The 12214-nt window shown below is 57.2% G+C and carries 11 protein-coding genes; 4 read left to right on the top strand and 7 right to left on the bottom strand.

Going from position 1 to position 12214, the window contains the following annotated elements:
- From ABF824_RS08190 to cysE, 4 genes are all read left to right on the top strand, one after another.
- On the top strand, positions 1–674 hold a 674-nt coding region (locus tag ABF824_RS08190; RefSeq protein ID WP_415487889.1), incomplete at its 5' end, for an acyltransferase.
- 130 nt (positions 675–804) lie between these two features.
- Positions 805–957 carry a hypothetical protein gene (locus ABF824_RS08185; RefSeq protein WP_415487887.1) on the top strand — a complete coding sequence of 51 codons (153 nt, stop codon included), beginning with the start codon at positions 805–807 and terminating at the stop codon, positions 955–957.
- A 122-nt stretch (positions 958–1079) separates the two neighbouring features.
- Positions 1080–2462, top strand: coding sequence for an MFS transporter (locus tag ABF824_RS08180; RefSeq protein WP_415487885.1), 1383 nt, complete (start codon positions 1080–1082; stop codon positions 2460–2462).
- Positions 2463–2609: 147 nt separating this feature from the next.
- A complete protein-coding gene (cysE, locus tag ABF824_RS08175; protein WP_415487897.1) occupies positions 2610–3371 on the top strand; it encodes a serine O-acetyltransferase in 762 nt (253 codons plus the stop codon).
- Positions 3372–3388: 17 nt separating this feature from the next.
- Here the strand turns inward: cysE and folP are convergent, their stop codons facing one another.
- The 7 genes from folP to ABF824_RS08140 all read right to left on the bottom strand — a co-directional run bounded on the left by folP (position 3389) and on the right by ABF824_RS08140 (position 12135).
- Positions 3389–4420, bottom strand: a complete 1032-nt coding sequence (gene folP / locus ABF824_RS08170) for a dihydropteroate synthase (protein WP_415487883.1) — start codon at positions 4418–4420, stop codon at positions 3389–3391.
- A gap of 85 nt (positions 4421–4505) precedes the next feature.
- Positions 4506–6422 (bottom strand): ATP-dependent zinc metalloprotease FtsH, encoded by a 1917-nt coding sequence (gene ftsH, locus ABF824_RS08165; RefSeq protein WP_415487895.1) that lies wholly within the window; start codon positions 6420–6422, stop codon positions 4506–4508.
- Between the two features lie 134 nt (positions 6423–6556).
- Positions 6557–7846, bottom strand: coding sequence for a tRNA lysidine(34) synthetase TilS (gene tilS / locus ABF824_RS08160; protein WP_415487881.1), 1290 nt, complete (start codon positions 7844–7846; stop codon positions 6557–6559).
- 21 nt (positions 7847–7867) lie between these two features.
- A complete protein-coding gene (locus ABF824_RS08155) occupies positions 7868–8707 on the bottom strand; it encodes a hypothetical protein (protein WP_415487879.1) in 840 nt (279 codons plus the stop codon).
- A gap of 255 nt (positions 8708–8962) precedes the next feature.
- Positions 8963–9442: a peptidoglycan-associated lipoprotein Pal gene (pal, locus tag ABF824_RS08150; RefSeq protein WP_415487877.1), complete on the bottom strand. Its 480-nt coding sequence runs from the start codon at positions 9440–9442 to the stop codon at positions 8963–8965.
- A gap of 253 nt (positions 9443–9695) precedes the next feature.
- Positions 9696–11060 (bottom strand): Tol-Pal system protein TolB, encoded by a 1365-nt coding sequence (gene tolB / locus ABF824_RS08145; protein ID WP_415487875.1) that lies wholly within the window; start codon positions 11058–11060, stop codon positions 9696–9698.
- A gap of 28 nt (positions 11061–11088) precedes the next feature.
- Positions 11089–12135 (bottom strand): energy transducer TonB, encoded by a 1047-nt coding sequence (locus ABF824_RS08140; protein WP_415487873.1) that lies wholly within the window; start codon positions 12133–12135, stop codon positions 11089–11091.
- Positions 12136–12214 lie beyond the last annotated feature (79 nt).

The following is a 12214-nucleotide window of genomic DNA, read 5'->3' as shown; positions in this document are numbered from 1 at the left end:
CCTTAATATTGCACATCTTTTCTCAGGGTTCCTGCTGTATGCTTGAAATCATTTTCAAAATAAAACAGCGCATATTTCGCCAGACATATTTGTCCTGGGAATATTTTGACAAAAAAACTCTTATTCAGAAAGCAATCCAACCAGCTTATCAGAATGTTCTGAAGAAAATGTCTGGCGCAAATTTTGGCAATAATTGTTACGTTTCACCAACCGCACATATTTATACCAGCACACTCCATATGGGTGATGAAAGTTACATTAGTGGTGGCTGCATCATGCGCGGCAAAATCTCCATGGGAGATGGCTGTTGCATTGGCGCCAATTCTCACGTCGCTGGTCCTGTGAGTTTTGGCACAAACACAATGGTTGCGAACAATGTCAGTATCTTTGCGTTCAATCACGGCATGGATCCGTCGCAGGTCATGCGACATCAGGCCTGTGTTTCGAAAGGCATTGTAATCGGAGACGACTGCTGGATTGGAGCAAATGCTTCCATTGTTGACGGCGTCACCATTGGCTCCCACTCCGTAATTGCCGCAGGCGCCGTAGTCACCTCGGACATCCCCGCATGGTCAATCGCCGCAGGTGTCCCTGCCCGCGTGATCAAGAGTCGGATAGACAATAACGTGCATATTTTTTCGGAAGAAAAAGAAAAACTCTCCTGTTCAGGATAGTCGAGACGCCGACCTGAAAATCAGGCGACAATAGCAGTCGCCCGTGACCATTTTTGGGAGTTTTCTCTCGCCACCTCAGCGTTTCTGGTGCATCTTCCTCGGCAGTCAATTCTGTTCACGTCGGGAAATCATGAAGCGCCTCATTCTCCTCGTTTTCTGTGCCACAGCGATAACCGGCTGCTCATGGTTCGGCGGCTCATCTGACCAACATCTGTCGCAGAAAGCCCAGTGGGAAGCGCTTGGCTATAAAGAAGGCCTCAAGAGTGCAAAACAGGGGATGTAAAGCCGTCTACCGGTTCGCAGACTCTCCTCTGGCGCTATCTCGGCGCATGACATGATGACAGTCTGGCGAGGCTTACTTTTAGTGCTCTCCAAAGGCCAATACAGTCGTTATTGTGCCGCCTGATGAAAACGCAAGAGCCGACGGCCACCCCTCATTCAACCGGCCTTTATGGAACAGCCCGAGCCAAGGCAATGCTCGCTGTCAGTCTGGCCGTCCTTCTCGCCCAGATCGACTATGCCATTGCCAACGTAGCCCTGCCCGATATTGGCGCTGATCTCCATAGTTCAGCATCCGATACGGTGTGGGTGGTCAATGCTTACCAGTTGGCAAGTCTTTCGGCCCTGCTTCCCCTTGCCGCAGCGGGTGCATGGATCGGTTACGCCCGTATGTGCATCATCGGCATTACGCTGTTCATGCTGTCGTCCGTCGTCTGTGCGGCAGCCCCTTCCCTGCTGGTTCTTACGCTTGCCCGCGCGGTTCAGGGCATCGGCGCCGCGTCCATGCTCAGTGTCGTGTCAGCGCTGATCCGATTCATTTATCCCGAAAATGAATTGGGAAAAGGCTTTTCTCTCAATACGCTCGTTGTGGGCATAGGGATGGCATTGGGCCCCACGGTCGCAGGGTTGATCTTGGCCATAGCACCTTGGCCGTGGCTTTTCTGGATCAACCTTCCCATCGGCGCTCTGACACTGTTGTTGGCTCTCAACTCCTTACCTGTCACCCCGAAAATCGGTCATATGCCCGATCCTGTCGGCGCCGGGTTGTGCTTCATAGCCTTTACGGCCATCGGGCTGGGAGGTGATTCCGTCGCGCATGCCAGCGGTATCGTGCCAACCCTTGGGCTGTTCATACTCGGCATTGTCACCATGTGGCTGCTGGTCAGGAAAGAAGTGGGGCTACCCAGCCCCATAATGCCGGTCGATCTCCTGAAAGGGCGTGGTTTCAGGGTTGCCTTTATGGTGGGAACTCTCAGCTATATCGGCTCCAACTTTTTCATCGTTTCAGCGCCTTTCGCATTACGTGATCACTATGGATGGAGCGCGACGGCCACCGGCCTTCTGATGACTCCGTGGGCGTTCGGGCTCATCGTAGCCGCATCCGTGATCCGTCGTTTTGCTGACCGCTTTCCCGCGCCGGTCCTCTCATCCTTCGGTCTGCTCTGCACCATGACCGGATTTTTCGCGTTGCGCATGCTTCCTGCCCACCCTTCAGCCTTTGACGTGGTTTGGCGCATTGGGCTTTCCGGGTTCGGTTTTGGAATTTTTCAGGTCCCAAACAACCGCGCCATGTTGCTCACAGCACCTTCCGGCCGTGAAGGCGGCGCGAGTGGCATGGTCCAGGTTTCGCGCCAGAGCGGCCAGACATGGGGCGCCATCGGAGCCGCATTCGTTCTGCGTCTTGATCCACTGACCGGGCCAATTTCATGTATGGACGCGGCTGCGGCATGCGCTGGAGGAGCCGCTCTGCTCAGCGCCTCCCGCCTATTGGGCAGAAAAAACAGCTAACACGGCCTTTCATTGCCGGAAACAGTCCCAACCTGTAGCGTTCCTGCCTTCACGACTTATACGCTCACCAGTCTCCGGGTATTCTTCTTCATGACACAGTCCGATACGGCCGGTTCTTCAGTAAAACTGAAAACGCTCTGGGAAAATATGCTTTCAGAATCGCAGGTATGCTGCGATCCGCTCGTGATGGGACTTCTTGCCACAGGCATCAAGAATCACCCGGACTTTGCTTCAGCCCTTGCCGCTCTCATCGGACGGAAACTCGGCGATCATTACGTCAGCACCGACAAACTCACCCATCTGGTCATCGAATGTTACAACGACGTGCCGGATATCGTAACTGCGGGCGCTGCCGATATTCAGGCCATTCGTGACCGTGATCCCGCCTGCCCGGACTACGTGACCCCCTTCCTGTTTTTCAAGGGATTCCACGCCATCCAGTGCTATCGCGTGGCGAACTGGCTCTGGCGCGATGAACGCCGCCATCTGGCGCTGCACCTCCAAAGCCGTGCTTCAGAGCTCTTTGGGGTGGATATTCATCCCGCAGCAAAGTTGGGGCGACGCATCCTCTTCGATCATGGAACGGGAATCGTCATTGGTGAGACGTCCGTTATTCATGATGACGTTTCAATTCTTCAGGGCGTAACACTCGGTGGAACCGGCAAACATGCGGGCGACCGCCATCCAAAGATTCATAGAGGTGTGCTGATCGGCGCCGGAGCAAAGGTGCTTGGGGCTATCGAAGTCGGAGAAGGCGCAAAGGTAGGCGCTGGTTCAATCGTGCTGGAAGCAGTGCCAGCTTACACAACCGTAGTCGGCAATCCAGCTCGAAAGATTGGTACAAGACTGAAAGAAATGCCTTCGCTCACGATGGACCAGACGCTCCCGCCCATCGATTATATGATCTGAAGAAACAAGGCCGCCGCTTACGGCATTCCGAAACAATGCTGCCACACACGCATAGCCTGCGTCATGGCGGCAGTGTTATGCACCCGCAGAACGGTGTCAGAGAGCGCCAGTCCCGGCAAGGATGAGGCTATCGTCCCCGGGTCGCGCGCCTTTGCAACCTTCTCTCCGGAAAATGTCCCGATCATCCGCTTTCGGGATGTTCCCAACACCATGCGGCACCCGAGATTGGCGAACAACGGTAGCCGACGAAGAAGCTCGGCACTCTGTTCCTCCGTTTTCGCAAAGCCAATACCGGGATCGATCAGGATGCGTTCGCGTCGGATGCCACGGTGTTCGGCCTCCCCAATACGTTCCGCGAGTTCCCGCACGACATCAACAGCAACATCGCCGTAATGCGTCAATTGCGACATGGTTTGCGGTGTGCCGCGCATGTGCATCAGCACAACAGGACATTCCCTCCCTGCGAGAAACGGAATGGCCTGCGGATCATGTGTCAGAGCCGTGACGTCGTTGATAAAGGTGGCACCTGCATCCAATGCCTTTTCCATGGTGGCGGCATTTCGTGTGTCCACAGAAATGCAGAAGCCTTGGGGCACTAGTTCCGAAAGAACCGGCTGAAGACGGTCCCATTCCTCCTCGGGTGTCACGGGTGCCGAACCCGGGCGCGTGCTTTCCGCCCCGAGATCAAGGATGGCCGCCCCACCCATCAACAGACTTTCCGCCTGAGTCATCGCGCTGGATAACTGCTGATATTGGCCGCCGTCGCTGAAACTGTCCGGTGTCACATTCAGAATACCCATCACCAGCGGTCTTGAAGGTAGATCTGCCGACGATGGCTTTCGGGTTATGAAATCCAGTTTTTCCTGCCATGAAGCAGGCACCTGACCAACCGGCAATGGATCAGACATACGGTCGTATTCGATCAGCGTCGCCAATGTGAACGCAACAGATCCACCGGCCAACGGCAAAGCGACACCGGCTTTTACTGCCCGCACGGCTTCTGGGCCATAAACCAGCCCACCCGGCTCAATGAGACGTTCAGTTTCCATTGACCTGACTTTTCTGTTTTCGTCACAAAAAAAGATGAGAGCCGAAGCCCTCATCTTTTCTATTTTGCCATCAAGAGCGTAAATCTCAGCCCGGCTGAGGCATCGCTCCACCCAAATCCGGCGTCGGTTTGTTGATTACCGGCGGGACAGAAGAGCGACGATTTTCCGGCATGGCATCATCTACAACCACCCGTTCGATCGGCTCACCCCGGAGAACCTGACGAATTTCCTCACCACTGAGTGTTTCATATTCGAGCAGAGATTCCGCCAGACGGTGCAGTTCATCGATATGCTCGATCAGAAGTGTCCGGGCGCGGTCATAAGCAGAATCGATAAGCTTTTTGACCTCGGCATCAATTTCCCGAGCAGTTTCCTCAGAGATATTTTTGTTCTGGGTCACGGAATGACCGAGGAAAACCTCCTGACCATTATCGCCATAAGCGATCATGCCCATTTTTTCACTCATACCCCACTCGGTGACCATGCGACGCGCCTGATCAGTCGCCATCTTGATGTCGCCCGAAGCGCCACTTGTGACGTTGTCGGGTCCAAAGATGATTTCCTCAGCCGCACGACCGCCCATCGCCAGATCAAGTTCAGCAACACATTTCGCGCGGCTTTTTGAGTAGCGATCCCCCTCAGGCAGACTCATCACCATGCCGAGGGCACGACCACGCGGAATGATGGTAGCTTTGTGAACCGGGTCCGTGCCGGGCGTCAGGATCGAGACAAGCGCGTGACCACCTTCGTGGTAGGCAGTCATCTTCTTCTCGTCATCGCTCATCACCAGCGAGCGGCGCTCGGTGCCCATCAGCACCTTGTCCTTGGCATTCTCGAACTCGCTCATAGCGACTGTCCGCTTGCCTTCGCGTGCCGCCAGAAGAGCCGCCTCATTGACGAGGTTAGCCAGATCGGCGCCCGAGAAGCCGGGCGTGCCACGCGCAATAACCTTCGGATCGACGTCAGAAGCCAGCGGCACCTTGCGCATATGCACACGTAGGATCTGCTCGCGTCCATTCACATCCGGGTTCGGCACCACGACCTGACGGTCAAAGCGGCCCGGACGCAGCAGCGCAGGATCAAGCACGTCAGGACGGTTGGTCGCAGCAATCAGGATCACACCTTCATTGCTTTCGAAGCCATCCATTTCGACGAGCATCTGGTTGAGGGTCTGCTCACGTTCATCGTTTCCACCACCGAGACCGGCGCCACGGTGACGACCCACAGCATCGATTTCGTCAATGAAGATGATGCACGGAGCGGCTTTCTTGCCCTGCTCGAACATGTCGCGAACACGAGACGCACCGACACCGACGAACATTTCAACGAAGTCGGAACCGGAGATCGTGAAGAAAGGAACGTTCGCCTCACCCGCGATTGCACGCGCGAGCAAGGTCTTACCTGTGCCCGGAGGGCCAACCAGCAGAACACCTTTGGGAATCTTGCCGCCAAGCCGCGTAAATTTCTGTGGGTCTTTCAGAAACTCCACGATCTCCTGAAGCTCGTTCTTCGCTTCATCAATACCGGCGACATCCGCGAAAGTGACACGGCCCTGCTTCTCGGTCAGCATCTTGGCGCGTGACTTGCCGAAGCCCATTGCCCGACCGCCGCCAGACTGCATCTGCCGCATCATGAACAGCCAGATGGCTCCAACCAGCAGGAACGGGAACCAGTTGAGGAAAACACGCAGGAACGGGTTGCCTTCCGCCTCAAGCGGCTTTGCGGCCACTTCAACACCTTTGCCGGTCAGACGGGACACCAACGCCGGATCCTGCGGCGCATAGGTCTCGAAGGATGTGCCGTTCGTCAGGGTTCCGGAGATGTTGTGCTCCTGAATGACGACAGAGCGCACCTCACCCTTGTCCACATCCGCGACAAAGTCCGAATAGGCGATCTGCTGCGATGCGTGCTGCGTGTTCCCCGGCTGAAACATGTTGAACAGAAACAGCAGCAGAACGATGATGCAGACCCATAAAGCCAGGTTACGTCCAAAATTATTGATCACGACATCCGTTCCATACTGTTCCTGTGTGCGTCCGGTTCCCTTTACCGACCTTCATGAGACCGGTTTCAGAGCGCGAATGCAATCCTCTTCCTGTAGAGATTGGGTCACTGCATCATGCATGAAAGTGGCTTTCAGGTTAAATATATGTTCATCCAGCGCGCTGTTGTCGTCACCGGGTTGGGGGGCACGAAGGCAAAGCCGACACCTTCCAGCGTTTTATCCTCACATATTCCCAGATGAGGAACGCTGACCCGCTGCCCATTACGCCAGAAGGCAGGCAAGGTTTTTGTAAACACCGTCGGCAATCCGGCCCTGAGTTTACGGTCAATGCCGTTACCAGCCGCCCCTATGAACAGGCCATCGGGTAAAGTTTTCACGCCTTGCATTCTGAACCGCCGATCCCAAACTGTTTCCAGGGACGCAGGAATATTTTCTTCCATCGCCGCGGCTTCACGCACAAGCAGCCACTGCTCATTCCGGTCAGCGCCGACTTTCGCCCGCGACAGCGACACACCGGCAAGCGTAGCAGAACTGCCGTTTCGACAAAGCTCTCCGACGGCCTCCATAGAAGGTAAGTAGTCCAGAGCCCCGATACAACGAATCAGAGCCGCCAGAGTTGTGGGAGAAGGCAACTTCTCTCCCAGCAGCGCCGCCCCGCAGAAAAGACGGCAACCGGACTCGCTCAACTCTTCCGCAATCCTTCGCTCCTGCTCGGATCGCTGCTGCGCGGCATCCAGAGCCAGACGCCACAGTCTTTCTTTTTCGGCAATCTGAAGCTTCTTTCTGACCCGAACCCGCTCTGCCGCCTCATTCTCGTTGGAAGGATCATCACACCAGCGTAAGCCAGCTTGCCGCAACGTCTGTCGCAGCGTTTCCCGAGAATAGCCAAGGAGTGGTCGGACGAGCCTGACATCCGCCAGTTCGACCGTCGCGGCCATCCCCGCGAGCCCCGGGCCAGCCCTACGAATTTCACGCATGGCCACGGTTTCAACCTGATCATCGGCCTGATGTGCGACGAGCAGATCAACAGCCCCCAATCGTCGGCAGGCTTCATTCAGGACTGCGTAACGCGCCTTGCGTGCCCGTTCGGCCAATCTCGGGCCATAGGGAAGTGAAGCAACGCGCAATTGGTGGACCGGGATACCAAGCTGTCCAAGAATTTGCGCAGCAAGAGCCGCTTCCTGCCTGAACTCCGGTCGTAGGCCATGATCCACCACCAGCGCAACGAGATTCTTGCGCCAGCCTGCCGCCAGCAGGGCCAAGGCGAGGGAATCCCCCCCTCCTGAAACGGCAAGCGCAACCGGTGGCACGTCCGGTGTATCGGGCAACCACGGACCGAGATGTTCCATGATGCGCGCAAAAGCGCGCGGCGAAACACTTTCGGTCTGGCTGAAAGGCGTGCGGGACGAGCCTGCAGTCATCCTTTTTCCGAAATACTCAAATCAGGAACAGTCGCCCCGTTTGCTGAACACAGCTGTCGATTTGGCCACACGCTCGCTTGGGTTGGGAAATTCGGATTTCAGCTTCGAGATTGCCTGACAGGCCGCTTTCTTATCCCCCAGTGACAGGAGAGAAGCACTCACACCCAGCAGAGCGTATGGAGCGCGGGCTCCTTTTGGAGACAGCTTGTAGGCATCGTAATAGGCGACGGCAGAATCACGATACTGCTTCTGACCGGCGAGCGACTGACCGAGCAGATACTGGGCGTCAACTTTCACCGCTCCCTTGCCATGCGCCAATGCCGACTGCGCGTCAGACTGGGCCTTGGCAAAATCATGACTGGTCAATGCGGCATTGCCAGCTTTCAGCGCGTCTTCGGCAGACGTAGAGGAAGCCGTTGAACTAGCAGTCGCCGACGAAGTGGAACGTGACGAACTCGCCGCAGCAGCACCGGCTGCCGCCCCAGCGCCAGCAGCGCCACCACTCTGCGCGGCAAACTGCATGTCGCTCATCTGCTTGGAAAGCGACGCGCTCTGTTCCTTGACCTGATTGGTCAGTTCATCGAGTTGTCCACGCATTTCGCGCTGTTGGGTTTCAAGGGAATTCACACGGTCAAGAAGCTGGGTGACAATATCACCATTGGCGGAAGAACTGCCGGAACTGCCCTGCGGAACAGGAGCCGGGAGAGAGTTGGAAGTCGTCTGCATCTGCGACAGTTGCTGACGCAGTTCCATGATCTGGTCCTGAAGTGCGATCCCTTCCCGGCTCGATACCTGCGCTTTCGCAGATGTCAGACCTCCTGCGGACAGACAGACGGAAGCCGTCAGCAGATATGCGGTCACACGAGAATTACGGGATGTTGGCCGAAAAGAAGGCAAAATACGTGTCATGACTAGCATCGTGCGGCCTGAAGAGCCGACTCCCTGACGTTGTTCCAGCGAATGTGCCAGCAATAATCCGACTTTACGGCACAAACCAGCATGAGACTGCTCTTCTTGATGCATCCCGGTTGATCGCTGGGCCCCAAATAAAAACCGGGCAGGTGCACATGGCACCCACCCGGTCTTTTAGCAACAGATCATACTGTCTGTTCAGGATTACTGAACGGACGTGATCGCGTTACGGTTCTGGGACCACACGTCCTCACCTTCGCCGGTGGCGGTCGGACGATCCTTGCCGTAGGAAATGGTGGTGATGCGAGAGCTGGACGTTCCCTTGGCCACGATGTAGTCGCGAGCCGAGTTGGCGCGACGCTGGCCGAGAGCAAGGTTGTACTCTTCGGTGCCGCGATCATCGCAGTTGCCGGCGATCTGCACAGAAACCTGCGGATACTTGGCAAGCCAGTCAGCCTGCTTGTCGAGGGTCGCCTTCGCGTCGCCGGAAAGGCCGCTCTCGTTCAGGGCGAAGAAAACACGGTCGCCGACATTCGCGACGAGATCCGCTTCGCTTCCCGGAACCGGGCCGGTTGGCTGGACAGCAGCGCCCGCACCAGTTGCTGCGCCAGTATTGGCGTGGTCATTGGAACAGCCAGCCAGAACGACTGCCACACCGAGCGCACCAAGAAGTTTCAGTCTCATTTTTTTGATCCTGGGATCAGTTCCACTATCGGGAACACAAAAGAGGGATATTTACCTGAAGTCAGGCTGATTTTCATCGCCCTTCAGCGCCTGACCATTGTTCACCTACATGAAGTGAACAACAATCAACGTCGAAGATTACATGAGGCTAAGCCACAACTAACAAGTTCCGTCAAGAAGTCATGTGGTATTTGAAACACGTTGTGATGATGTGTTTGCAACAGATTATTACCACACCCGTTTGGAACGCATATCAAACGTTCAGCGGCGACCATGTCGGGCTCAGACCACCTTCCGGCGTCGGTATCGTGCGCTCGTGGAAACCGGTGATGTCGATGGTGCGGACAGCCGCTCCGGCTCCACCTCCCGAACGGGAGAAGGCCAGAACACGTCCATTCGGACAGAAGCTCGGCGATTCCACAGTGTAACCCTGCGTCATGATACGTTCACCCGTTCCATCCGGGTTGACGACGCAGAGCGAGAACTGACCGCCACTAATGCGCGTGAACGCGATCAGGTCGCCACGGGGAGACCACACGGAGTCTCCGCAGTTACCGCTCCCGTATGACAGACGCCGCGCACTGCCACCGCCTGCCCCCATCACGTAGAGCGCCGGAGAACCACCACGATCAGACGTGAAGACAATCTGCGACCCATCCGGGCTGAAGCTCGGGCTGACATTGATCGCACCGCCGCTTGACGTGATCTGGCGCTTTGCACCGGAAGCAATGTTGACGGAATACAGTTCCGCTCCGCTGCCTTTCGCTACCGGCACGATGAGCGAGTTGCCGTCCGGCGAATAATGCGGCCCAAGCGGCACACCGTTGAAATCGCCGATGATATGCTGACGGCCACTGCTGAGATCGAACACGTAAATCCGGGGCACGCTGGAGGCGTAGGACAGGAACGCAATCTGGTCGCGCACCGGGCTGAAGGCCGGCAGTTTGGTCTGCGTCTTGCTCAGGATACGGCAGTTGGCCCCGTCCTGATCCATGACCGCCAGTCGCATGAGAGGCTGGCGCGCAGGGCCTGAACGCGAGATGAAGCCAATACGGGTGTCGAAATACCCTTTTTCGCCCAGCATCCGCTCATAAATGACATCGCCGATGATGTGGGCGATACGGCGCCAGTTCACGGAGCTGGTCGTGTAGGCCGTCCCCTGAATCTGCTGCCCAGCAAGAACGTCCCACAGACGGAACTCGACACGAACGCTGCCGCTGCCAGAGTAGCCGCCCGTCACAGCAGCACGTGCACCCATGGCCTTGTATGGCGCGAAGTCGGGCGTGCCCGAAGTCGCTTCACTGGGAATGACCTTGAAAAGACCCGTGTTCGACAGATCGTCCGTCAGGACTTTGGTGATCTGTTCACCCAGTCCCGGACCGAAAGAAGGAATCACAATCGGAATCGGCGCAGTACGGGCCTGATCGACCGTAATTTCTGCCGCAGGGGCATCGGCGGCGCGCGCACCAAGCGGCGTGATGGTCAGCCCAGCAAGTCCTGCGCCAGCGAGCAGACTGCCCCCAAGAACGGAACGGCGACGAAGAGCATTGGCACCAAACGCCTCAGCCAGCGATGCGGCTTCCTGATCGGAGATGTAACTGTCACGAGTCGAAACCATGGTCGTTTGTCCTCTCTTCTTTCTCGGCTCAGGGCCGGAAGACGAATTTCAGCGTCTGGGTCTGTCCCAGCAGATTTTTCGGGATAGGCAGCTTTGAACAGGTCGGACTGAGCACGGCCGCCCTCGCCCGCTCGGCAAGCGCGCGATAGGAAACATCACTGTTCATCTTGGCCTGTGTTTCAGGCGCGAATTTGACGATGCGCGCTTCTCCACTCGAGTCGACCGTCACGATCAGATGCGCCACGAAACTCGCGTAGTTTTTCGCAGCCGTATCCTCGGTATAGCAGCGCCGCACGGCACCGCCGATGGCGCGCTGATCACCCGCGCTCATCTTGCCAGTAATATCTCCACCCGGTGAGCCTCCCCCATTCGGCGCACCACCCTGAGCCGGGTTCGCCGCCGCCTTGGGCGCATGTGTCTGTTTGGAATCAGACCGGAAAGAATCCAGCGTCTCCAACAGGGAATGGGTGTCCGGCGTTGTCTTCTTCGCTGGGTTGGGCTGCGTGATATGAGACGGCAACGCCACATCTGGCAGCGTATCCGTCGGCTGCGTCACGGGTGACGGCGACGAGACATGAGCCGCACTCTCAAGCGGGGCCTGCAACGACGGTGGAGCCTGAACCTTTGCCTCGGTGGGCTTGGATGGCTTCGTCGGCGGTGTCTTTTCAGCATCCGGAGACGGCTCTTCCACCTTGGGCGGCACAGGCGTGTCCGGCAGCGGCTCGGCTTCGCTCGGCGGTGGAGGCGGAACGGGCTGTGGCGGCGGAGGAGGCGGAGGTGCTTCCTCGGGTGGCGCTGGCTTCGGTGGTGTCGGTGTTGGAGGCGCTTCAACCTTTTCGGGCGCCGGCGCTGGAGCCGGTTTCTCGGCAGGCGCGTCAGCCTTCGCGGGCGGTCCGGAGTCGCTACTGGCGCCCTCGAACTGCATTTCGATCGGCGGCTGTTCCTTCGGTTCCTCAGGCGGCTTCGGCACAGGAATGGCCAGAAGCAGGGCAGCGAGAATCAGAAAGTGTGCGACGCCCGACACAATGGTCGAACGGCGCATGAGAACGATCTCGGAACGGCGAGGCCGAACCATGGAGTATCAAGCTCCTACCATCACACGACGCGAGAGCGCCGGGATATGCGAAAAAACAGCCAGCGACATCATCGGACGC

The sequence above is a fragment of the Acetobacter sp. genome (genome assembly GCF_047721705.1).
In the GTDB taxonomy this organism is placed as follows: domain Bacteria; phylum Pseudomonadota; class Alphaproteobacteria; order Acetobacterales; family Acetobacteraceae; genus Acetobacter.
The sequence above is the reverse complement of the archived record's forward strand: the minus strand, read 5'-3'. Positions and strand labels throughout refer to the sequence as shown.